Origin of the sequence: Nocardiopsis listeri (genome assembly GCF_020741345.1) — a bacterium.
GTDB classification, from domain to species: domain Bacteria; phylum Actinomycetota; class Actinomycetes; order Streptosporangiales; family Streptosporangiaceae; genus Nocardiopsis; species Nocardiopsis listeri_A.
On the sequence record NZ_DYZD01000323.1, the window covers coordinates 1 to 23450 of the forward strand.

16 protein-coding genes are annotated in these 23450 nt (G+C 70.2%); 12 read left to right on the forward strand and 4 right to left on the reverse strand.

Going from position 1 to position 23450, the window contains the following annotated elements; genetic code table 11:
• The 3 genes from K8V84_RS17320 to K8V84_RS17330 form a co-directional block, all read right to left on the reverse strand.
• A partial coding sequence (locus K8V84_RS17320; RefSeq protein ID WP_304076149.1) for an ATP-binding cassette domain-containing protein occupies positions 1 to 681 on the reverse strand: 681 nt, incomplete at its 3' end.
• Positions 678 to 1478: a zf-HC2 domain-containing protein gene (locus tag K8V84_RS17325; protein ID WP_304076151.1), complete on the reverse strand. Its 801-nt coding sequence runs from the start codon at positions 1476 to 1478 to the stop codon at positions 678 to 680. The genes K8V84_RS17320 and K8V84_RS17325, both read right to left, overlap by 4 nt.
• A complete protein-coding gene (locus tag K8V84_RS17330) occupies positions 1475 to 2065 on the reverse strand; it encodes an RNA polymerase sigma factor (protein ID WP_067599881.1) in 591 nt (196 codons plus the stop codon). Before K8V84_RS17330 ends, K8V84_RS17325 begins: the two co-directional genes overlap by 4 nt.
• 142 nt (positions 2066 to 2207) lie before the next feature.
• Between K8V84_RS17330 and K8V84_RS17335 the strand changes: the two genes are divergently transcribed.
• The 8 genes from K8V84_RS17335 (at position 2208) to K8V84_RS17370 (ending at position 17612) form a co-directional block, all read left to right on the forward strand.
• Positions 2208 to 3143, forward strand: a complete 936-nt coding sequence (locus K8V84_RS17335; RefSeq protein ID WP_304076154.1) for an LLM class F420-dependent oxidoreductase — start codon at positions 2208 to 2210, stop codon at positions 3141 to 3143.
• Positions 3144 to 3522: 379 nt separating this feature from the next.
• Positions 3523 to 6246 carry an aconitate hydratase AcnA gene (gene acnA, locus K8V84_RS17340; RefSeq protein WP_304076156.1) on the forward strand — a complete coding sequence of 908 codons (2724 nt, stop codon included), beginning with the start codon at positions 3523 to 3525 and terminating at the stop codon, positions 6244 to 6246.
• Between the two features lie 298 nt (positions 6247 to 6544).
• A complete protein-coding gene (locus K8V84_RS17345; protein ID WP_304076157.1) occupies positions 6545 to 8602 on the forward strand; it encodes a hypothetical protein in 2058 nt (685 codons plus the stop codon).
• Positions 8592 to 9893: a hypothetical protein gene (locus tag K8V84_RS17350; RefSeq protein WP_304076158.1), complete on the forward strand. Its 1302-nt coding sequence runs from the start codon at positions 8592 to 8594 to the stop codon at positions 9891 to 9893. Before K8V84_RS17345 ends, K8V84_RS17350 begins: the two co-directional genes overlap by 11 nt.
• Positions 9894 to 9940: 47 nt before the next feature.
• Positions 9941 to 11899, forward strand: coding sequence for a hypothetical protein (locus K8V84_RS17355; protein ID WP_304076160.1), 1959 nt, complete (start codon positions 9941 to 9943; stop codon positions 11897 to 11899).
• Positions 11889 to 13220, forward strand: a complete 1332-nt coding sequence (locus K8V84_RS17360; protein WP_304076162.1) for a hypothetical protein — start codon at positions 11889 to 11891, stop codon at positions 13218 to 13220. The genes K8V84_RS17355 and K8V84_RS17360 overlap by 11 nt, the downstream gene beginning before the upstream one ends.
• 132 nt (positions 13221 to 13352) lie before the next feature.
• Positions 13353 to 15590 (forward strand): serine/threonine-protein kinase, encoded by a 2238-nt coding sequence (locus tag K8V84_RS17365; RefSeq protein WP_304076163.1) that lies wholly within the window; start codon positions 13353 to 13355, stop codon positions 15588 to 15590.
• Between the two features lie 54 nt (positions 15591 to 15644).
• The gene (locus tag K8V84_RS17370) at positions 15645 to 17612 is read left to right on the forward strand and encodes a serine/threonine-protein kinase (RefSeq protein ID WP_304076165.1); all 1968 of its coding nucleotides are present in this window, start codon (positions 15645 to 15647) and stop codon (positions 17610 to 17612) included.
• Positions 17613 to 17644: 32 nt separating this feature from the next.
• Here K8V84_RS17370 and K8V84_RS17375 read toward each other — a convergent pair whose 3' ends face one another.
• Positions 17645 to 18199, reverse strand: a complete 555-nt coding sequence (locus tag K8V84_RS17375) for a uridine kinase (RefSeq protein ID WP_304076175.1) — start codon at positions 18197 to 18199, stop codon at positions 17645 to 17647.
• Between the two features lie 160 nt (positions 18200 to 18359).
• On the opposite strand from K8V84_RS17375, the gene K8V84_RS17380 reads away from it, so the two are divergent.
• From K8V84_RS17380 to K8V84_RS17395, 4 genes are all read left to right on the forward strand, one after another.
• The gene (locus tag K8V84_RS17380; RefSeq protein WP_304076167.1) at positions 18360 to 19535 is read left to right on the forward strand and encodes an ROK family transcriptional regulator; all 1176 of its coding nucleotides are present in this window, start codon (positions 18360 to 18362) and stop codon (positions 19533 to 19535) included.
• A 247-nt stretch (positions 19536 to 19782) separates the two neighbouring features.
• The gene (locus K8V84_RS17385; RefSeq protein ID WP_304076169.1) at positions 19783 to 20928 is read left to right on the forward strand and encodes a sugar ABC transporter substrate-binding protein; all 1146 of its coding nucleotides are present in this window, start codon (positions 19783 to 19785) and stop codon (positions 20926 to 20928) included.
• 114 nt (positions 20929 to 21042) lie between these two features.
• Positions 21043 to 21843, forward strand: a complete 801-nt coding sequence (locus K8V84_RS17390) for an ATP-binding cassette domain-containing protein (protein ID WP_304076171.1) — start codon at positions 21043 to 21045, stop codon at positions 21841 to 21843.
• Complete coding sequence (locus K8V84_RS17395) at positions 21840 to 23117, forward strand: sugar ABC transporter permease (protein WP_304076173.1); 1278 nt, start codon at positions 21840 to 21842, stop codon at positions 23115 to 23117. Before K8V84_RS17390 ends, K8V84_RS17395 begins: the two co-directional genes overlap by 4 nt.
• Positions 23118 to 23450 lie beyond the last annotated feature (333 nt).

A 23450-nucleotide genomic window follows, 5' to 3' on the forward strand; every position in this document is an offset into this window, starting at 1 on the left:
CCCGTCGAAGATCACCCGCCCCTGGTCCAGGACCAGCACCCGACGGCACAGCGCCGCAACGTCCTCGATCTGGTGGGTGGACAGCAGCACCGTGCTGTGGACCGCGAGCTCGGAGACCAGGTCGCGGAAGCGGATGCGCTGTTCGGGGTCGAGCCCGATGGTGGGTTCGTCGAGCAGGAGCAGTCGGGGGTCGCCGAGCAGGGCGGCGGCCAGCCCCAACCGCTGCCGCATTCCGCCGGACAGCCGCCGGATCCGGGTGTGCCTGCGGTCGTACAGGTCCACCCTGCGCAGCGCGCGCCGGACCTCCTCGTGGCGGTCTCGGCGCCCGCCCTGCTCCTTCAGGACCGCCATGTAGTCGAGCAGCCCGAAAGCGGTGAAGTGCGGGTAGAACGACGGGTTCTGCGGCAGGTAGCCGAGCCGTCGGCGGATCTCGGTGCGTTCGCCCGAACGTTCCGGGTCCAGCCCCAGGACGCTCAGTTCCCCGAGGGTGGCCTCCAGGTCGGTGGCCAGGCAGCGTAAGAGGGTGGTCTTGCCCGCGCCGTTGCGGCCGAGCAGTCCGGTCACCCCGGGGCCAAGGTCGAGATCGACCCCGTCCAGGGCCCTTCGGGTGCCGTAGGTGCGGACCAGGCCACGGGCGCGGACCCCGTCGGCGAGGCCGGTCGGAACGGCCGTCGTGGTCATGCGGTCCTCATCCGTAGCGCGACGACGGCGGCGAGCAGGGCCAGGGCGGTCGCCCAACCGGCCTGCGCCAGGGGCGAGAACAGCTGGAACGGGTCGGTGCCCTCCAGGATCGCGAACATGGCCATGAGCAGTAGCCAGCCTCCGCCGACGACCGCGCCGGCCATGCTCAGGTGCAGCCAGCGGCCCAGAGCCAGACAGGCGGCGACCATGGCCAGGGCGGGCAGCAACCAGAACACCGCCTCGTACGCGGTGGCGACCGTGGGCATCAGCAAGGACGCCACCGTGCACAGGGTCAACGCCGGTACCAGCACCGCGCAGGTGCGCAGGAGCAGCAGGCGGGGGCCGGCCCAGGGAGTGACCGAGGCCAGGCTGTGCGCGGGGTCCACCCCGTGGCCGTAGGCGAGGGCGACACCGACCAGCGGGACCACCGGAACGGTGAAGGAGAACAGCATGGTGCCGCGCGGGATCTCGTGGGCCAGGACCAAAGTGGCGGCCAGCACGATCACCGTGGCCACCAGCCAGGCCCGGTACAGGGTCGGTGTGGCCGCCAGCAGTTTGGCGGTGCCCTCGCGCAGCCCCAGCGCGCCCAGCAGGCGTTCGAGAGGGGACGGGCGAGGCCGGTCCACGACGTCGCGCAGGTTCGCCCAGCTGCGTTCCAACCAGGTCTCGTCGGTGGGCAGTCGGTCGCGGCAGCGGGCGCAGTACGTCAGGTGTGCCTCCACCGACATGGCGGTGACGTCGTCGGCGGTGTGGGTCGCGTAGCGGTGGAGTTGGTCGTGGGACAAGTGCCAGCTCATGTGGTCAGTGCCTCCCGTAGCCGCGCCTTGGCGCGCATGACCCGTGTCTTGACGGTTCCCTCGGGTATGCGGAGGATCTCCGCGGCCTCGCGGACGGTGAGGCCGTCGAGCACGGTGGCCTGGATGGCCGAACGCAGCTCGGGGGAGAGTTCGTGCAGGGCGGCGCCCAAAGGGCCGTGCTCGATGTTGAGGAGCACGGTGTCCTCGGCGGAGGCGTCGCCGATGGTCTCGTACGGTTCGGGTTCGGTCTCGGCGATCCAGCGGTTGGCGCGTTTGCGCAGCTGCGAGATGAGCTGCCGGATCGCGATGGTCCACAGCCACGCTCCGGCGTCGGTGTCGCCGGGGCGTGGGCGGAAGGAACCGGCGTTGCGCCACACGGCCAGGAAGGTCTCCTGGAGTGCGGCGTCGAGCTGGTCGGTGTCCGAACAGCGGTAGCGCAGACGAAGACGCAGCCACGGGGCGTGTCTTCGGTGCAGGATCTCCAGGGCGTCGGTCTCCCCTGCGGCCACGGCGGACAACAGCACCGGGTCGGGGCTGTCGGGTCCGTATTCGGGGGCGCGCTGTCGGGCACGGCGGAGGAACTTCACGTCAAGGGCTATCGCGATGGGGAGAGGGAACGGTTCTGATGGATCCGGTTCCGGTGGATCCCGGTGGCCTGACCACGTCTTTTCGACGGTACCCGCGCGGCGGGTGCGGTATCGGTGGCGGGGGTGGGAGAAACTGGGGCGTATGCGTCTGAGGATCTTCCTTGAGCCCCAACAGGGGGCCACCTACGAGGACCAGCTCGCCGTCGCCAGGGCCGCCGAGGACCTGGGGTTCGACGCACTGTTCCGGTCCGATCACTATCTCCACATGGGCGACCACGTGAACGGGCTCCCCGGCCCGACCGACGCCTGGATCACCCTGGCCGGTCTGGCCCGCGACACCTCCCGTATCCGCCTTGGCACCCTCATGACCGCGGCGACCTTCCGACACCCCGGCCCCCTCGCCATCTCCGTCGCCCAGGTCGACCGCATGAGCGGTGGTCGGATCGAGTTCGGCTTCGGTGCGGGGTGGTTCGAGCAGGAGCACGCCGCCTATGGCATCCCCTTTCCCGCGGCGGCCCGTGAGCGCTTCGACCGCTACGAGGAACAGTTGGACATCATCACGGGGTTGTGGACGACCCCGGTGGGGGAGACCTTCCGGTACGAGGGCAGGCACTACCGTTTGGCGGAGGGGCCGGCGCTGCCCAAACCGCAGCAGGGTCCGCGTCCACCGGTGGTCATCGGTGGCACCGGGCTCAAGCGGACCCCGCGTCTGGCGGCCAAGTTCGCCGACGAGTACAACGTCCCGTTCGCCTCGTTGGAGGAGACCGAGGCGGCCTTCGACCGCACGACCGAGGCGGTCCGGGCCTCCGGGCGCGGTGCGCCCATGGTCTATTCGGCGGCCCAGGTGCTGTGCGTGGGGCGTGACGACGCGGAGGTGGTCGAGCGGGCCGCCGTCATCGGGCGCGAGCCCGACGAGCTGCGTCGTAACGGTCTGGCCGGCACCCCGGAGGAGGTGGTGGACAAGATCGGTCGGTTCGGTGCCGTGGGTGCCGAAAGGATCTATCTGCAGGTCCTGGACATGACCGACCTGGACCACCTGGAGTTGGTGGCCTCGGCGGTGGCGCCGCGGCTGGATTAGGCGTTCGTTCGTCGGGGGCGCCCGGGAGGGCCGGGGGGAGCACCCGATAACTTGATATCGAGATACAAGTTAGATACCTTGACATCAAGATATAGCGGGGCTCCCCCCGACCCGCTCCCGGTTCGGGCGTGTGAGGTCGACCGCTTTTCGACGTCGCGCTCCGAACGAGGGGGCGTCCGCGGCCGAGGGGCCGCACCGCCGGTGACGATGTGGCGTCGTCACAGGTCAAAGCGGCCCTGAGGAATTCCAGGGGTGGCGGGGCACCGGACTGTGTCCACCGCTCTCCGGGAATTCGGTCAGGGCGGCCTCAGTAGGTCCCGCGTCCTTCCCATGGGGCAGGATGCTGGGGACAAAGTGGCGAGATCAGGAGGCATACACCGTGTCCGCGAACAGCTTCGGTGCCCGTGACACGTTGCGCGTCGGCGACGAGTCGTACGAGATCTTCCGGCTGGACACCGTCGAAGGTGCCGGCCGACTTCCCTACAGCCTGAAGGTGTTGCTGGAGAACCTCCTGCGCACCGAGGACGGCAAGAACGTCACCGCCGAGCACATCAGGGCCCTGGGTAACTGGGACCCCAAGGCGCAGCCCGACCAGGAGATCCAGTTCACCCCCGCGCGGGTGATCATGCAGGACTTCACCGGCGTCCCCTGTGTCGTCGACCTCGCCACCATGCGCGAGGCCGTCCGCGACCTGGGCGGCGACCCGGACAAGATCAACCCGCTCGCCCCCGCCGAGCTGGTGATCGACCACTCCGTCGTGGTCGACCTCTTCGGTCGTCCCGACGCCTTCGAGCGCAACGTCGAGATCGAGTACGAGCGCAACTACGAGCGTTACAAGTTCCTGCGCTGGGGCCAGACCGCCTTCGACGAGTTCAAGGTCGTCCCGCCCGGCACCGGCATCGTGCACCAGGCCAACATCGAGCACCTGGCGCGCGTGACCATGTCCCGTGGGGGCCAGGCCTACCCCGACACCTGTGTCGGCACCGACTCGCACACCACCATGCAGAACGGCCTGGGCATCCTGGGCTGGGGCGTCGGTGGCATCGAGGCCGAGGCCGCCATGCTCGGTCAGCCGATCTCCATGCTCATCCCGCGCGTGGTCGGCTTCAAGCTGAACGGCGAGCTCCAGCCCGGCACCACCGCGACCGACCTGGTGCTCACCATCACCGAGAAGCTCCGTGAGCACGGTGTGGTCGGCAAGTTCGTCGAGTTCTACGGCGAGGGCGTCGCGTCCGTGCCGCTGGCCAACCGCGCCACCATCGGCAACATGAGCCCGGAGTTCGGTTCCACCGCCGCGATCTTCCCGATCGACGACGAGACCATCCGTTACATGCGCCTGACCGGCCGCTCCGAGGACCAGGTCGCCCTGACCGAGTCCTACGCCAAGGCCAACGGCTTCTGGCACGACCCGGCCCAGGAGCCGGAGTTCTCCGAGTACCTGGAGCTCGACCTCGCCGAGGTCGTCCCCTCCATCGCCGGCCCCAAGCGTCCGCAGGACCGCATCGCGCTGTCCGCCGCCAAGCGGACCTGGCGCCACGACATCAGCGACTACGTCTCCGACGAGTCCGACCAGGCGGGTGAGGAGTCCTTCCCGGCCTCCGACTCCCCGGCCCAGGTCGCCAACGGTGACCGTCCGCACCGCCCGATCCAGGTCACCCTGGCCGACGGCACCAAGACCGAGGTCGACCACGGCGCCGTCGTGATCGCGGCGATCACCTCCTGCACCAACACCTCCAACCCCTCGGTCATGCTCGGCGCCGCCCTGCTGGCCAAGAAGGCGGTGGAGAAGGGCCTGTCCCGCAAGCCGTGGGTCAAGACCTCCATGGCTCCGGGCTCCAAGGTCGTCACCGACTACTACGAGCGCTCCGGCCTGACCCCGTACCTGGACAAGCTGGGCTTCAACCTGGTCGGCTACGGCTGCACCACCTGCATCGGCAACTCGGGTCCGCTGCCCGAGGAGATCTCCAAGGCGGTCCAGGACAACGACCTCGCGGTCTCCGCGGTCCTGTCCGGCAACCGTAACTTCGAGGGCCGGATCAACCCGGACGTGAAGATGAACTACCTGGCCTCGCCGCCGCTGGTGGTCGCCTACGCGCTGGCCGGGTCGATGGACATCGACATCACCACCGAGTCCCTGGGCACGGACAAGAACGGCGAGCCGGTCTACCTGGCCGACATCTGGCCGACCGCCGAGGAGATCCAGGAGGTCATGGACTCCGCGATCGCCTCCGACATGTACGAGTCGGCGTACGCGGACGTGTTCGCCGGTGACGACCGCTGGCGCGCGCTGCCCACCCCGACCGGCAACATCTTCGAGTGGGAGGGCGACTCGACCTACGTTCGGAAGCCTCCGTACTTCGACGGTATGGGCGAGAACCCCGAGCCGGTCAGCGACATCTCCGGTGCGCGGGTCCTGGCCAAGCTGGGCGACTCGGTCACCACCGACCACATCTCGCCGGCCGGCGCCATCAAGCCGGGCACCCCGGCGGCCGAGTACCTCAAGGCCAACGGTGTGGAGCGTCGCGACTTCAACTCCTACGGTTCGCGTCGCGGCAACCACGAGGTGATGATCCGCGGTACGTTCGCCAACATCCGCCTGCGCAACCAGATCGCGCCGGGCACCGAGGGCGGCTACACCCGTGACTTCACCCGGCCGGACGGCCCGGTGTCGTTCATCTACGACGCCGCGCAGAACTACGCGAAGCAGGGCACCCCGCTGGTCGTCCTGGGCGGCAAGGAGTACGGCTCCGGTTCCTCGCGTGACTGGGCGGCCAAGGGCACCAGCCTGCTGGGCGTGCGCGCGGTCATCACCGAGTCCTACGAGCGCATCCACCGTTCCAACCTGATCGGCATGGGAGTCCTCCCGCTGCAGTTCCCGGAGGGCGAGTCCACCACCTCCCTCGGTCTGACCGGCGAGGAGACCTTCTCCATCACCGGCGTGACCGAGCTCAACGAGGGCCGTGTCCCCGCCACGGTGAAGGTCACCACCGAAACCGGCGTCGAGTTCGACGCCGTGGTGCGGATCGACACCCCGGGTGAGGCCGACTACTACCGCAACGGCGGCATCCTGCAGTTCGTGCTGCGCCAGCTGATCGCGAAGTAGTCCCACCGAGCTCCGCTCCGTGCCCACAGGCACGACGCGCGGTTCACCGGGCCGCCACCGTCCACACGACGGTGGCGGCCCTTTTCGTGCCTTCGGCCGGCTCCTTTCGGTCGGAGGGATCCAAGGGGTGGATTCCTCCGGAAAGGGACATCCGCGTTTCGGCAGGTCGACGACGTCCGGATATGCTCACTTCGTGCCGGTTCCACTCACGGCGCGACCCTGATCGCCCCTTGCCCCCGGTGCCCCGCATTCCCCACGTCCCGAATACCCCGGCGGCGAGCCGAGACAGGATGACCGGATGTATCCCCACCGCCCCAGCGCGTCCCGTCGCGCGTCGTGGTACTTCTCGGCACCACTGCTGGCGATCCTCGTGCTGCTGGGGGCCTCCTCGGCCCGAGCCGATTCCGAAGGATCCCTCGAGGACCGCGTAGGGCCCGCCGAGTACTACGCGGGACTGCTGACCGAGGAACCCGAGGGCGAGGCCGTCATCGTCGACGACTCGATCGCCGGTCTCTACGACCTGGACGAGTTGGAGACGGACCTGCACGAGGCTTTCGCCCCGCTGGGGGTTCCGTACTACGTCGTGGCCGGAGCCCTGCCCGGACACTCCACCATGCCCATGGACTTCCTGGCCGCTGTACAGGACCGGGTCGGTCGACCCGGCCTGTACGTCTACCTGCGACCCGGGTCGGCCGAGGTGACCGCGGTGTCCAGGGAGGTGGGTCTGCCCGTGGAGAGGGCCAACAGGGTGCTCCTGGGAGAGGACCACCTCGTCACCTACCTGCCCATCGACGCCAGTGCCGAACTCTTCGCGCGGACCCTGGTCGCCCCCGACCTCGATGAGAGGTTCGAGGAAAGGTGGAGTTCGCCCTGGCAGCGACTCGGGCCGCTCTATTGGTGGGCGGAGTCGCACCTGCGCCCGCTGCGTATGGAGACCCACGACGGGCCGAAACGACTCGGTGAGGCCACCGCCCTCACGGTGGGGGCGACCCTCACCCTGGTCCTGGCGTTCGGGATCGTGCGCTCGGGCCGTCGTCGACGGGCCGCCGAGGCGGGCCATCCAGGTAGGCCCGGTGGTGACCGGGCCCTGATGGTGGGCATGGCCCTGGCCACCGCCACCGGCGTCGTGGTCGTGGCCGCGTCCCTGGTCCACCTCGACCGGGGGACCCTGCCCAAGGACGTGGAGAAGGTGGCCCCCGTGCCGCCGGAGACGGCACCCTACGTGGTGGACACCGTTCGTCTGGAACGTGTCGCCGAGGCGCTGCGCGAGGACCCCCTCTACGTGGACCCGCAGGCGGAGGTGGACACCGAGGGACTGGATCGGATCGTCGAGCGAGGACTCCCCGAGAACGTTCCCGTCCACGTCGCGGTGATGCCGATGAACCCGCACGACGAGTCGGGCGGCGACGGGGAGATCTTCGTCCACGCCCTGCACCACGTCATGGACGAGGACGGGTTCTACGTGGTCGTGTTCGGTGAGACCGGGGTCTCGACCCGGGTGGAAACGGCCCGCTTCGGCGTGGACTACGCGGACGGCGAGCGCGACTGGGCGCACCTGGAGGGGGTCACCGGTTACCTCGACGGCCCCACCGCCGCCGAGGCCCTGGACGGCCTGTTGGACGTGGTGGTGGAGGAGGTGGTGCCGGCGCCTGGCCAGGCCTCGGAGGTGCCCTACTCGGTGGAGTACCGGGCGAACCCGGCCCCGGAACCCTCGCGCCTGTCCGAGTTCTTCTCCGGTGACTTCTTCAAGTCGCTGTTCCCGACCGGACCGATCGTCGCCGGGGTGATCCTCGCCGTGGGGTGGGGCGCGAGCGGGCTCGCGGGCCGCATGAGGGCGGTGCCCGGCCGAGCCCTGCGCCCGCGCGCGGACCGCGCGGTCCGCCGCATGGCCAAGGCGCTTCAGGCGGCCCCGGCCGACCACCCCGGACGGAGCAAGGCCCTACGGGAGTCCGACATGGCCCTGACGGTCCTGGCCGCACACCCGGACGAACTCGACCTCGTCGGGGTCACCGTGCTGGCCGACCGGGCCGTCCTTCGCCTCGACCCGGACCCGGAGGTCGCGGCACGGGCCGACGAACCCGTGTGCGCGGTCAACCCCCTGCACGGGATCTCCATCCGGCAAGGGGCCGTACGCGGAAAGCAAGGGAAGCGGCACGTGGTGCTGCCACAGCCCCTCTGTCGGTCCTGTTCGGCCCTGACGGAAGCCCAGCGGCGCGTCCGCACCCTCCGGGTCGCCGGACCGGGCGGCGACCGCGTCTGCTACCTGGAACCGGACCGGGAGTGGAACCGCGGTGGTTACGGGACCAAGTACCGGCTCAACATGGAAGACCTGCTGAAGGAGTCCGATGTCCACTGACCACCGAACGGTGAGGACTCGTCCGGTCGCGGTCGCCGCCGCGCTCTCGGCCGTGTTCTTCGCGGCCGCCATCCCCGGGACCGCCACGGCCGACACCGAGACGGAGACGGTGAGCCCGACCGAACGGATCGTTGCCGAACTGGAGGAGTCCCCGATCCACGTCGATCCCTCCTTCTCCTCCGCCCTGCCCGAGGAACGGGCGGGCGCGCTGGAGGAACAGATCGAAGGTTCCGATGTGCCGCTCCGGGTGCTGGCCGTGCCGTTGATCGAGGGCGGTGACTGGTCCGGTCAGGCCGACCAGATGGTCGCGGCGGTGCACGACCGGATCGGCGGCGAGGCGCACTACCTGGTGATGGACGGCAGGAGCATCTCGGGGCACGACCTCGGCGCGGGAAACGACGAGTCCGGTTCGCGGGCCTTCTACTCCGCTCTCACCGTCTCCTACGAATTCGAGTACGACTCCCCGGCCGTGGACAAGATGGAACGGGCGGTGGAGATCGCGCTTTCCGACGACCCCAAGGCGATCTATGACGAGGCCGTGGAGTCCCAGGAGAGGGGACCGTCCGACTGGATCTACTCCCTTGGTCCGTGGGGGTACACGTTGGTCACGATCCTGCCCTGGATCGTGGCCGTACTCGCCCTGGTCGGGCTCGGGTTCGGGGTGTACCGGTGGCGCAGGCCCCGCGCCGTGCCCACCGTGCCCCAACACGCCGCCTTCGACAACGCCGAACTGGCCCGTCGGGGCGAGCTGGTGCGCAAGGCGGAACGCGAACTCGTGGAGCTGGGCGAACGCGTGGGTTCGGCCCGGACCCGGCCCGACGACTCCGGTGCGACCGAGGCGCTGGGCCGGGCTCTGGACGCGCACGCGGCGGCACGCAACGTCTTCGACGGTCTTCCCGACGAGGGGGCGATGGAGGACATCGCCGGCGTGCTCGTGCTGTTGGACATGGCGGAGGACCACATGGCCCGAGCCGTGCTCCCCGCCCAGAAACGGGGCTCGGCGCGCATGCGTTCGCACTGTTACGCGAATCCGCTGCACGGAACCGACGTCAAGGTGACGCGTTGGCGTGAGTTCGGTGGGTCCGCGGACATACGGGTGCCCTTGTGCGCCGTGTGCGCCAAGGCGGTCCGGGATCGGGTCCGCCCCACGGTGCTGGCCGCCCGGTACCGGGGGCGGGAGGTGCCCTACTACGAGGTGCCCGCCGAGGAGAGCGTGTGGGCGGCCACCGGTTACGGGACGTTGCGGGACGACCTCGTCGAGCGGGTCCTTCGAGGCGACCGCCGGCGCTGACCAGGAGGGATCGTATCGATTGTGGGGGTGCGGGTTAATATCGGCGCATGCCTGCATCCCCACGGGCCCTTCGGTCCCCCTTACGTGTTCCCCGGATCCCGGCCCTGCTGGCGGTGGCGCTGTTCGTGCTGTTCGCGTCGTCGCCCGCCGCGGTGGCCGAACCCGGACCCGATTCCGCCGAGGCGTACGAGGACCCGCCCACCGCGGCGGAGCACTACACCGAGCTGCTCTCCGAGCAGCCCGAGGGCGCGGCAGTGGTGGTGGACGACGCGGTGGGCGGGGTGACTCCGCACGAGGAACTGGCCGAGGAGCTGCACGCGGCCTTCGAACCCCTCGGGGTGCCCTACCACGTGGTGGTCTCCCCGTTCGTCGGTGCCGGTACGCCCGGCGGCATGGACGAGATCATGCCGGCCGTGCGCGACCGGCTCGGCGCCGACGGTGTGTACGTACTCCTGCCTCCCAAGGGTCTGCACACCGAGCTCCAGGTGTACGGGGTGGAACTGTCGGTGGACGGTGCCCGTGACGCGGTACGAGACGCCGAGCTGTACACCGCCCCGGTGGGGGAGGTGGCACCGGTTCTGGCGGCCGGGTTGGCCGGTGAGGAACCGCCGGTGGTCGATCGGGACCGGCGGCCCGAGGGGTTCCTCGGCGAGATCGATCCGAACGGCTTCAACGGCCCGGCCAACCTCGGCCTGCTGGTGGGGACCACGGGTACGGCCTTGGTGATCATCGGGGGATGGGTCGCCTGGCGATGGGCGCGACGTGGTCGGCGGGTGCTCCCCGTGGTCGCCCTCGTGGTGGCGCCGGTCGCCGCCGGATCGACGGTGGCGGGCGGCTACGCGTACACGATGAGCGCTCCCGTCGGTGGGTCGGAGGTCGCCGATCCCGAGGATCTGGTGCGCCTCGAGGCCCCCTACGTGGCCGATCCCGGTCGGGCCGAGCGCCTGGCCGCGGCGCTGACCGAGGACCCCCTGTACGTCGATCCGTTGTCGTCGCTGTCCCGGGAGGGACTGGTCGAGGCCCGTGAGGCGCTCGACGAGACCTCCGTGCCCGTCTACGTGGCCGTGGTGCCCTTGGCCACCGACGACGAGGCCGGGGGCGATGCCGAGGTCCTGGCCGCCGCGCTGGCCTCGGTGGCCCGCCGGGACGGTGTCTACCTGGTCGTCGGTCCCGGGATCGACGACCCCGACGTGGGGGCCGCGCCGAGCGGCCTGGAGATCGACTCCTTCGCCCTGTGGTCGCCGATGAGCCGTAACGAGGAACCGACCCCGGCGGCGACCGTGGAGCGGGCCGTAGCGGATCTGGCGGAGCTGGAGTTCGCGCCCGGTGACGGGTTCACGCCGCTCTTCGCCGACGACGAACCGAACCTGCCCGAGCCCCGTGGTGAGCGTTTCTGGGGCGGCGAGGGCTTCCTCCCCGGATCACTGTTCCTGGGTCCGATGCTCGCGGCCCTGGCGATCGGTCCGACCTACCTGGTCTTCTTCCTGTGGGGGCACTACCGCAACGGTGGCCTGGTGACCGTCATGGGCTCCGCTCGGCTGCGCCGCCTGGCCGACAAGGAGGCGGGCCGGGTGCGCAGGCTGCTCGACCGCGGCCCGGAGGGCGTTCCGGCTCGGTACATGCCGCAGGCGGAGGCCGTGCTGATGCTCGTCGATCGGGACCTGGAGGCACTGGACCTGTTGGGCGTCGTGGTGCTGGCCCGTCGGGTCGTGGCCGCCGCCGAGGAACCGGAGGCGGCCACCGAACCTTGCGCCGTCAACCCGCTGCACCCGTTCTCCGGGAAGCGTCACCACACCCGCGTCACCGGTGGGAAGTCCTACCTGTGCGAGAACTGCGGGAGGCTCAAGGAGAACGAACGCGACGCCAAGCTGCTGAAGCTGCGTACCGCGAGCTCGGCGCACTCTTACCGGAAGGCGTCGAAGAACCCCTGGATCCGGTACTCGTTCGGTGCGAAGGAGCCCGACCGGATGATCACAGAACTACTCGGGGTGAACCGTGTCCACTGAACCGCGCACCCTGCTCGGGAAACCGTGGTCGGTGTTGCGGACCTCGGTTCCCGTCTTGGCACTGGCCGTGTCCCAGGCCTTCGCGCCCTCGGCCCTGGCCGACACCACCGAGGGGACCGACCAGAGCCGGGCGACCCCCGCGCAGGCCATCGCCGAGAGCCTGACGGAGTCGCCGGTCCACGTCGACCCCGCCTACCAGGACGCCTTCTCCACCGAAGCGCGCGAACGCGTCGCCGAACGGATCACGGAGAGCGACCTCGACCTGTACGTCATCGTCGTCCCGCTCACAGGGGGCGACACCTGGAACGGTGAGAGCGAGGCCCTGGCCTCGGCCGTGCACGACCGCATGGGAGGGGGCGAGGGCCACTATCTGATCCACAACGGTTCGGGCGACCTGGACGGCCATGACCTGGGTACCGCCTCCGACGACTGGAGCAAGCCCGCCTTCCACGGGGCGCTCACCGCGAGTTACGAGACGATGGGCGGCCAGAGCCTCATCCCCACCGAGGTGGAGGTCGCGGTCGAGGCGGCCCTGTCGGATGACCCCGAGGCCGCCTACGAGACCGCGATGGACGCCTACCACGAGAAGAGCGGCACGGGCGGCCCCTCCGGCCCCGCACCGGCAATGGACCCCGCGCTCCTGAACCTGGGGGCGGTCGTCCTGATGGGGGCGGTCGGGGTCGGACTCTGTCTGTTCCTCGTCCGCGCACGGCGGCGATCGGCCGCACCCGCCCGACGAGGCGGTCGACGTTCCGCGCCCATCGCCCAGCACGCCGCGTTCGACAACGCCGACCGTGCCCGTCTGGAAACCGTCGTCCAGAGCGGCGCACACGACCTCATCGAATTGGGGGAGCGGCTCCAGGCCGCCGACCTGATCGATCCACAGAACCTGTCCCGGGCCCTGGACGCCCGTGACGCCGCGGCCCGGGTCCACGACCGCATGGTCGCCGAAGGCCCCACCCTGCCCGACGCGGTGGGGGTGCTCGTCCTGCTGGACCTGGCCGAGGACGCCCTGGCGGGCCGGCGAACCCCGCGCCGACCGTGCTACGCCAACCCTCTGCACGGAACCGGGACCAAGCCCACCCAGTGGCGTGAATTCGGCGGTTCCCGTACGATCCGGGTGCCCCTGTGCGCAGAGTGCGCCCGCGCCGTGCGCGGGCGCGTCCGTCCCACGGTGCTGCCCGACCACCACGACGGGTCGGAGATCCCCTACTTCGAGGTGCCGGCGAAGGAGAGCGTGTGGTCGGCCACCGGCTACGGCACCCTCAGGGAGGACCTGGTGGAACGGGTCCTGCGCGGCGACCACGCCGGGCGACGGTAACGTCCCGACATCGATTCCGGTCCCGAGGGGAACCCGGTCGGGGCATGGACGGTCCCACCCTTGTGACACCCTGGCGGGGGGCGGCCCCGCGGGGCCTGTGGGAGACACGACGAGCAAGAGACGGGGCAGGCTGTGGACGACCCCCGGAACCAGGACGCGCACGAACGCGTGATCGGTGGTTACCGGCTGCTGAGGTCCCTGGGGCGCGGTGGATTCGGTGAGGTGTTCCTCGGTGAGGCCGAGGACGGCTCTCGTGCGGCGGTCAAGCTGTTGCACGTCGGTTGGGCCGGTGACCAGGACATGCGGCGGCGCTTCGCCGCGGAGGTGGAGCAGGCGCGCCGGGTGAGCGAGTTCTGCGTGGCGCGGATCCTCGACGCCGACCTGGAGGCCCAACAGCCCTGGATCGCCTCCGAGTTCATCGACGGGCCGACGCTGCAGGACTCCGTGCAGGACGAGGGCCCGCGCTCGGGCAGCGAACTGCACCGGTTGGCGGTGTCCACGGCGACGGCGCTCGCGGCGATCCACTCCGCGGGTGTGGTGCACCGCGACCTCAAGCCCGACAACATCATGCTCGCGGCGGACGGCCCACGGGTGATCGACTTCGGTATCGCCCGGGCGGTGGAGGCCACCTCGGTGACCGCCAGCGGTGTGGTCGGCACCATCGGCTACATGGCGCCCGAACAGTTGGAGGGAGCCCGCCTGACCGCCGCCGTCGACGTGTTCTCCTGGGCCGCGGTGATGGTGTTCGCCGCCACCGGCCGGGAGGCGTTCCCGGCACCCACCCAGGCCTCCCGCATCGCGCGCATCCTCGGCGGAGCACCGGATCTGGGCGGAGTGGAGCCTCCCCTCGTGGACGTCCTCGCCGCATGCCTGAACAAGGACGCCGACGCCCGCCCGGACGCCCCCGCGTTGTTGCAGCGGCTGATCGCCGGACCGTCGGAGGCGACCCCGCCCACCGGTCTCCGATCGGTACCCCCGGCACCGGTCGAGGGACCGGACACCACCACGGTCACGCCCACGCCGGACGCGATGACCCGCGTCGGCGTGGACCGGACCCGTGTGGCCCAACATCCGCCCACCGGCATCGCACCGGTCGATCCCACCAGGGTGGCCCGAGTCGACCCCACCCGGGTCGCGGGTGCGGGAACCGCCGGCACGGCGGGCGCCCACCCGGCGGGTTCGGCCGTCTCCGCCGCGCACGCTCAGGGAGCGATCGCCCCTTCCCGGAACTCGGTCGCCCCCTTCCGGGCCCCGGCCACACCGACGCCCTCGGGCTTCGCCCCGCCGTACCACTTCGCCGGTGCCCGCTTCCAGGACGCGGGCACCCTGGCCGAGGCCATGCAGCGAGACTGGGCCGCCGCGGTCCGGGTCTTCAACGACCCCGCCGAACGCTCCGTCCTGGGCGCCTGGATCATGGACGACCTGGGCGACACCACGGTCGACCGGTCCCTGTTCCGCCGACAGGTGGGCGACGCCAACCTGGCCGTGGCCTCCTTCGTCTCCCAGCTGCGCCCCGACCTGCCGCCGGTCTTTCGCGGGCGCGCCGCCGCCATGAGCGACCTACGGTCCCTGTTCGCCGATCCGCGTCCCCTGCTCACCGGCGCCCCGCAGGCCAACGAGATGGTCCTGCTGGCCCGCCCCGAGCTGCTGCGGATCCTCGGCGCGCACCAGAGCCCCGAACCCGGGGCCCACCATCACCTGGCCGAGAACCTGGACCGGGCCGAACGCGCCGGCAACTCACTGTGCGCCCGTCTGGCCCAGGACCTCGACGGCTGGCGCTCGACCAGGGTCACCGTGAACCCGGCGCTGGTCATGGCCTTCATGCTCAACCCCGATCAGATGACCCCGCCCGGTGACGGTCGCGACAGCGCGGTGGCGGACTGGGTGGACATCCTGTGGCGGTCCGTGATCGGCGCCGAGCTCCCCGATTCGGCCGGGTACGCCGCCGCCGTCCACGCCGCCATGCCCACCGTCCACGCGTTGGCACGTCAGCGCCGCTACTGGGAGGGCCGCTACTCGGAGGTCTCCGGGACCAATGAGGCACTCGAGGAGAAGGTGACGTTCCAACACCGGATGGACAGGGCCGTCCAGGCGTGCAAGTACGGGATCGTGGCCCTGCCGGTCGGTTACCTGCTCGGTTGGATCAACGAGGGATGGTTCTCCGACTTCCTGACCGGACTCGGTGCGCTGGCCCTGGTGGGCGCCATCGGCGTGAGCCTCACCAACCGGGTGATGTGCGGTGGCGTCGCCCGCCGGGCCCAACGGGTCATGGAACTCCAGCACTCGCGTCAGCAGCTGCCCCAGCTGACCACCGGGGTGGGCCGAATCCGCTCCGACCTGGAACGCGCCCGGCAGATCACCTCGGGCTGACCCGATCGTGTCGGCCACACGTACCGTAACGCACGACCCAAGAGAGGCTGCTTCGTGAGCGAGGCCACGGAGAAGGTCGACCCCGGACATACGGTCGGCCGATACCGGCTGGTCAGACGGCTGGGCAGAGGCGGATTCGGAGAGGTCTTCCTCGGCGAGGCGGAGGACGGGACCCGCGCGGCGGTCAAACTGCTGCACGCGACCTGGTCCGGTGACCAGGACATGCGGCGGCGCTTCGCCGCGGAGGTGGAGCAGGCGCGCAGCGTCGGCGGTTCCTACGTCGCCGAGATACTCGACGCCGCCCCCGACGCGGACCGCCCCTGGATCGCCACCGAGTACATCGACGGTCCCACCCTGCAACGGGCGGTCTTCGAGGACGGCCCCCGCACCGGTACCGACATGCACCGCTTGGCGGTGTCCACGGCGAAGGCGCTCGCGGCGATCCACTCCGCGGGTGTGGTGCACCGGGACCTGAAACCGGACAACATCATGCTGGGGCCGGACGGCCCTCGGGTGATCGACTTCGGTATCGCCCGTGCCATCGAGGCCACGTCGGTGACCTCCAGCGGCATCGTCGGGACGGTCGGGTACATGGCCCCCGAACAGTTGGAGGGCACGCGCATCGGTACCTCGGTGGACGTGTTCTCCTGGGCCGCGGTGATGGTGTTCGCCGCCACCGGCAAGGACGCGTTCCCCGGGCCCAGCCAGGCCGCCCGCATCGCCCGGGTCCTGGGAGGGGAGCCCGACACCGGCGACCTGTCCGGGCCGCTGTTGGAGACCATCCTGGCCTGCCTGGCCAAGAGACCCGGCGACCGGCCCGACGCGCGGACCCTGCTGCGGCACCTGGTGGAGGACACCTCTCCAGGCCGGAGCACTCCGGCGCAGGAATCGCCGAAGGACGCCCCTGCCCCGCCCGTCGCCCACGAATCCGGTGCGCACGTGGCCCCGTACCACTTCGCCGGCGACCGCTTCACGAACGTGGAGGACCTGGCCGCCGCCTTCCAACGGCACTGGCCCGACGCGCTGCGGATCTTCGCCGATCGTGGGGAGTTCGAGACCCTGGGCTTCTGGGTGATGCGGGACCTGGGCGACACCAAGGTCGACCGCGCCCTGTTCCGCCGGGAGATGCGCGACGTCAACCTCGCCCTGGCCACCTTCATCGCGGAGGCGAACCCGGCGCTGCCGCCCCGGTTCCGCGATCACGACGCGTCCGTCGCCGGGTTGTCCGGGCTCTTCCACGACCCCCGACCCCTGGCCACCGGCGACCCGGTCGACAACGAACTCCTCCTGCTCGCCCGCCCCGAGGTGCTGCGGATCATGGCACGGCACGAAGGAGAGGACTCCGACCGGCTGCGTTCGCTGGCCGAGGAGTTGGCCAGGGCGGAACGGGCGGGTACGAGCATCCTTCGCGAACTCACCGAGAACCTCACCGGTTGGGGGAGCCTTCGCTCCCAGGTCGATCCCGCGCTGACCCTGGTCTTCCTGTTGCACCCCACGGCGCTGGCCGCACCGGATCCCGGGCCGAGCCCCTGGGCCCGGGAGTGGTTCGGAATCCTCTGGTCCCGGGTGGCGGCGAGCACGGGCGCGGAGCGCGCCGGGGTGGGCGCGGCGGTCCACGGATCCGCGAGCACCGTGGCGGCCCTGGCCGCCGAACGTCACCGCTGGGAGAGCGGACTCGCCGCGCACCGGTCCGCGTCCCCGAAGGAGGACGGCCGCAAGGCGGCTCGTTGGGGCATGCTGTGGCTCACCTCGTTGGCGCTGTTGTTCTCCCTGGTCTCGTGTGTCTCGGGGGCCGTCGCGAACGTGGGTGCCGTCATGGGCCTCGGGGCCCTGGCGTGCGTGGCGTTCGTGCTGTTGCTTGCGGTCTGGGGAGCGATGGAGTTCCGCTCCCACTCCCAGGACCAGAACCTGGAGAATCAGAAGTCGTCCGCGCGACGGCGCTACGAGCGCGGCCTGCGGATGATGGACCAGGACCTGGCACGGGCGCGACGGATCTGTTCGGGGACCCCCACGCCGCGTTGATCCGGACACGGTGGCCGATCCGGTCGCGCGGGTCAGGGGTTGTCGACCACCAGGTCGGCGCGTTCGCGCGGATGGTCGCGGCGATACAGGGCCTCCTCCTGGCGGGCCCACACCGCACGGAAGGGCGCGTACAGGTCGGCGTCCTCACGCGAGTCCAGCCGGGCCCGGCGCAGGTGGTCGGGGGCGGCCACCCACACCAGGACGTCGATCGATTCGTGCACGGCGCTCGCCCCGGATCCGCACCCCTCCACCAGCAAGGTCCCGCCGCCGGCGAGCTCCTCGGGCAGGGACCGCCACCGATCCTCGAAGGCACCGAGCTCCCAGTCGTAGCGCCGCCACGCGGGCGGCCGGCCTTCGGCGAGGGGCTCCAACACCCAGGTGCGCAGCAGTTCGGGTGCCCGTTCGAGTCCCTCCCAACCCGGGTAGAGGTCCTCCATCGTCAGCGTCGCCACCGGTTCGCCGCTCTCGGCCAGCTCGCGCCGTACCCGCTCGGCCACCGTGCTCTTTCCCGAACCCGAGTGTCCCTCCACCGACACCACGCGTACCCGACGCCCCTGTCGTGGCACCGCCAGGACCCTCCGCGTCACCCGCGCGGCCCAGTCCGTCTCACCCGTTTCCACCCGAACCATCATTTCGATCCCGAACTCCCGTGCCTGTGGGCGACCAGGCGTCCCCGCCCGCCTTTAAGGCTTGTAACATTCCATCGAGCACCAGTGCCGAGCACAGTCGACCACAAAGGGGTATGCGGTGACCGAGGCCGACACGACCCCCGGGTCGCAGTCAGCGCTGCGTCAGGCCAACGAGCGGCGTGTGGTCGAGGTACTGCGACGTGACGGGACCCGGACCCAGGCCGAACTGGCACGTGCCACCGGGTTGTCCGCGGCGAGCGTCTCCAACATCGTGCGCGGACTGCGCTCGGCGGGAGCGGTCTCGGTACGCAACACCTCCTCGAACGGTCGACGCGCGCGTGCCGTCACGCTGCTGCGCCCACCGGGAACGGTGGTCGCCCTCGCCTTCACGGTCGACCGGATCTCCGTCGCGGTGGGGGACAGCGACGGCAACCCCCTGGCCGGCGAACAGATCGAGTACGACGTGCCGGCCGACCCTGAGCGCGCGGTGCGCCGGGCCGCATGGTTGGCCGAGACCATCCTGCTCCGCGCCCGGATCGACCCGGGTCGGGTCGGGTCGGTCGTGGCCTCGGTGCCCGCGCCCATCGATCCGCGCACCGGGATGGTCGGGGACATCTCCTGCGTGCCCCGTTGGGCCGGGTTCCGGCCCGGTCCGGCCCTGTCGGAACGGCTCGGTTCGCCCGTACTGGTGGAGAACGACGCCAACCTCGCGGTGACGGCCGAGCGTGCCTCGGGTGTGGCCCAGGGCGTCGACCACGTGATCCAACTGGTGCTCGACGTGGGGGTCGGCGCGGGCATCGTCATGTCGGGTCAGCTCTTCCGGGGAGCCGGCGGAACCGCGGGCGAGATCGGCCACATCGGCCTGGACCAGCGGGGACAGGTGTGCCGTTGCGGCAACCGCGGCTGCCTGGAGACCTTCGTCGGGACCGACTACCTGATGCGCATGTTGCCGCGTGACTCCTTCCGTGGCACGGGCCCTGGAACGGCCGTTCTCACGGATGTGGTGAGCGCCGCGTTGGAGGGCGATCCGGGCAGTCGCAGGGTGATCGCCGAGGCCGGAACGGCCCTGGGGCAGGGCACGGCGATCATCGCGAACCTGTTCAATCCGGAGATGGTCGTGGTCGGCGGGGAATTGGCCGCGGCGGGCGACCTCCTGCTCGATCCGATGCGCAGGGCGATGGAGTTGGGCACGTTGGGCAGCGCGCTGTCCGATCTTCGAGTGGTGGCCGGTACCCAGGGCACCGACGCGGCGCTTCGTGGCGCCCTGATCACGGCCTCTCACTCCCTGTCGTGAACCCAAGGGTGCCCGTCGTCGTGAACTGAACGTTTCGTCCGGGTTCCCGAGCGGCTTTCACAGATGATCACATACGCTTAAAGCGGCTTTGACCTGCTCATATGTTGCCTTCATGTGATGAACTTAATGGCCGTGACGTATCGGTTATGTGTTCACTAGTTGACGACAAGGCCTACGCGGGGTTCTACTTCACAACAGCACTCGCGAGTCCCCACCCCGTACAGGCATCCTTGAGAGGTAACGCGTCGTGAACACACAACGCCTCCACCCCCGACGCGCGGTCGCCCTAGGGCTGACCGCGGCCGGCGCCGCCCTGGCCCTGCTCACCTCGGCCTGCGGTTCGCTCACCACCGACGGTTCCGAGACCGAGGTGGAGGAACAGACCCTGGAAGAGGGCTTCCACGTCGGACTCCTCCTGCCCGAACTGCAGACCGCCCGATACGAGGCCTTCGACCGGCCCTTCTTCGAGGAGGCGCTCGAAGAACTCTGTCCCAACTGCGAGTTCTCCTACGCCAACGCAGACCAGGACGTCGACGAACAGCAGACGCAGGCCCAGGCGATGCTGACCGACGGCGTGGACGTGCTCGTCCTGGGTGCCGTCGACTCCGAGGCCGCCGCCGGCACGGTCACCGAGGCCCAGTCCCAGGGAGTGCCGGTCGTGGCCTACGACCGACTGGCCCAGGGCGGCGTCGACATGTACGTCTCCTTCGACAACGTCCGGGTCGGGCAGGTCCAGGCCGAGACGCTGCTCGGAGCCCTGGACCAGGAGGGCACCGCGGGCGACGGCTCCATCGTCATGATCAACGGCTCGCCCAGCGACCCCAACGCGGGCGACTTCAAGGCCGGTGCCCACGAGATCTTCGAGGGCCAGGTGGAGATCGGTCAGGAGTTCGACACCCCCGACTGGTCGCCGGACGAGGCCAACAGCCAGATGGAGGGTGCCATCACCTCCCTGGGGCTGGACGAGATCGTGGGCGTGTACTCCGCCAACGACGGCATGGCGGCGGGCATCATCTCCGCGCTGCGCAGCGCAGGCGTCTCCGTGGACGACCTGCCCCCGGTCACCGGCCAGGACGCCGAACTGCACGGTATCCAGCGCATCATCTCCGGTGAGCAGTACATGACCGTCTACAAGGCCATTCAGCCCGAGGCCGAGCTCGCCGCCGCCATGGCCGTCTCCCTGGCCACCGGCGAGGAGCTGGATTCGGGCGAGCACGCGCTCACCGACGTCGAGGACGCCAACGGCGAGACGGTCCCGTCGGTCCTGCTGGAGCCCGTCGCGGTCACCGAGGAGAACATCGGCGACACGGTCGTCTCCGACGGCTACTACAGCATCGAGGAGATCTGCACCTCCGACTACGAGGACACCGACTTCTGCAAGGAAGCCCTCTAAGGACCGGGTAACCCGGGCCGGCCCCGGCCCGTGCCGTCGGGGCCGGACCCTTGGGGGACGGCCCGGCGGGGAGGCGAACCCTCCCCGCCGGGACGAGAGAAGAGACGAAAAAGCATGAGCACACCCATCCTGGAACTGTCCGGGATCTCCAAGACCTTCGGGGCCGTACGAGCCCTCAGCGAGGTCGACTTCCAAGTCGGTGCCGGAGAGGTCGTCGCCCTGCTCGGGGACAACGGCGCGGGCAAGTCCACACTGGTCAAGGTCATCGCGGGCGCGCATCCCGCCGACAACGGCGGCCTCATCTCCTGGGACGGTTCGCCGGTCAACATCGGGACCCCGGCCGACGCCCAGCGCCTGGGTATCGCCACCATCTACCAGGACCTCGCCCTGTGCGACAACCTCGACATCGTCGGGAACCTCTTCCTGGGCAACGAGCGACTGCACTTCCCCGGCACCCTCGACGAGGTCGAGATGGAGCGCCGCGCGGTGGAGCTCCTCGACTCCCTGTCGGTGAGCATCCCGAGCCTGCGGGTCCCCGTCGCGGCCCTGTCCGGTGGTCAGCGCCAGATCATCGCCATCGCCCGTTCCCTCCTGGGCCGGCCCCGCGTGGTCATGCTGGACGAGCCCACCGCCGCCCTGGGCGTGGCCCAGACCGCGCAGGTGCTCGACCTCATCGAGCGGTTGCGCGACCAGGGCCTGGGCGTGGTCCTGATCAGCCACAACATGGCCGACGTCCGCGCGGTCGCCGACCGCGCCATGGTCCTGCGCCTTGGGCGCAACGCCGGGGACTTCCCCATCGCGGACACCTCCTATGAGGAGATCGTGGCCGCCATCACGGGAGCCTCGGACAACCCGGTGTCCCGCCGTTCCACCCGCACCGGCTCATCGGCCACGGCCACGAAGGACAAGGAATGAGCCAGCAGACTCACGAAACAGAAGGCGTCGAGGTGAGTGAGGAGAACACCGCCGCCCGACGTGACCCTCGCCTGCTGGCCACGGTCGCCTCGCCCAGCGGGTGGTGGGACGCGGTCAAGCGCAACCTCAAAGGAGGCGAGCTCGGGCCCGTCCCAGTCATCGTCGGCCTCATCCTGATCGGCGTCGTCTTCCAGTCGATGAACGATCGGTTCCTGTCCCCGCAGAACCTGTCGAACCTGACCGTCCAGATCGCCGCGGTGGGTCTCATGACCACCGGTGTGATCATGGTGCTGTTGCTGGGCGAGATCGACCTGTCCATCGGCTCGGTCTCGGGTCTGTCCGCCGGTGTCCTCGCGGTCCTGGCGGTCCGTCACGGTGTCTCGGAGTGGACCGCGATCGGTGTGGCGGTGGGCATCGGCCTGCTGGTCGGTCTGCTCCACGGCTTCGTCTTCGCGAAGATGGGCGTTCCCGCCTTCGTCGTCACCCTCGCCGGTCTGTTGGGCTGGCAGGGACTGCACCTGTACCTCATGGGCAGCGACGGCAGCATCAACACCAGCGCCAGCGGCCCCATCGCGATGCTGACCCAGACCTACTTCGTTCCGGTCGTGGGCTGGTTCCTGGTCATCGTGGCGTTGATCGCCTACCTGGTGTCCGTCCTGGTGGCCGAGCGTCGTCGTCGGCAGGCGCGCCTGCCCTACAAGCCGCTCGCCGAGGTGCTCTTCCGGGCCGCCCTGCTGGCCGTGCCGCTGGTGGGCGGCGTGTGGATCCTCAACCAGTACAAGGGCGTACCGCTGGCCTTCCTGATCTTCGTGGGTTTCGTGGTCGTCCTCGACCTGGTCCTGCGCAAGACCCGCTACGGGCGCATGGTCTACGCGGTGGGCGGTAACTCCGAGGCGGCCCGGCGCGCCGGCATCAGGGTCGACCTCATCCGGATCACGGTGTTCGGCATCGCCTCGACGCTCGCGGCCATCGGAGGCATCATGCTCGTCTCCCGCAACTTCGCGGCGAGCGTGTCCACCGGTGGTGGCGCGGAGCTGATGATGGCCATCGCCGCGGCCGTCATCGGTGGCACCAGCCTCTTCGGTGGCCGGGGCAACGCCTACTCGGCGCTGCTGGGCGGCCTGGTCCTCGGCGCGATCACCTCGGGTCTGCTCCTGCTGCAGATGGACACCTCCGTCCGGTTCATGATCACCGCCGCGGTGCTGCTGATCGCGGTCATCCTGGACGCCGTCTCCCGCCGTGGGCGCAAGACCCACGCCCGGGGCGGTGGCTGAGGAACCACATCGGGGCGATGCACGCGCGTCCCCCACAAGACCTCTCCTGGAGGATGAGAGGGACGGGTTCACCCCGGACCGTCCTTCCGGACCCGGGCCGGCCACACTCCCACCGGCCCGGGTCTTCGTCGTGTCCGTGTTCCTTCCGGGCGACGACGGTGTGAACTGTGTCCCTTTCCCGGGCGAGGGGGATCGGGGCGTTCAACGCGCGCGTTCGCCGTCGTGCCCGACACCGCGGTCGAGGCGACCGACTTCGTGGTGAACACGACATGAACCCCCGCTTCCCGCACTGACCTGCGGCGACATGGTGAGGAGTGCCGGGGGAGGGGGCCC

What these genes read in the sequence shown, in the direction of transcription:
- K8V84_RS17355 (WP_304076160.1), top strand. Translation starts at nt 9,941, where the DNA reads ATGCCTGCATCCCCACGGGCCCTTCGGTCCCCCTTACGTGTTCCCCGG.
- K8V84_RS17390 (WP_304076171.1), top strand. Translation starts at nt 21,043, where the DNA reads ATGAGCACACCCATCCTGGAACTGTCCGGGATCTCCAAGACCTTCGGG.
- K8V84_RS17335 (WP_304076154.1), top strand. Translation starts at nt 2,208, where the DNA reads ATGCGTCTGAGGATCTTCCTTGAGCCCCAACAGGGGGCCACCTACGAG.
- K8V84_RS17325 (WP_304076151.1), bottom strand. Translation starts at nt 1,478, where the DNA reads ATGAGCTGGCACTTGTCCCACGACCAACTCCACCGCTACGCGACCCAC.
- K8V84_RS17345 (WP_304076157.1), top strand. Translation starts at nt 6,545, where the DNA reads ATGTATCCCCACCGCCCCAGCGCGTCCCGTCGCGCGTCGTGGTACTTC.
- K8V84_RS17350 (WP_304076158.1), top strand. Translation starts at nt 8,592, where the DNA reads ATGTCCACTGACCACCGAACGGTGAGGACTCGTCCGGTCGCGGTCGCC.
- K8V84_RS17395 (WP_304076173.1), top strand. Translation starts at nt 21,840, where the DNA reads ATGAGCCAGCAGACTCACGAAACAGAAGGCGTCGAGGTGAGTGAGGAG.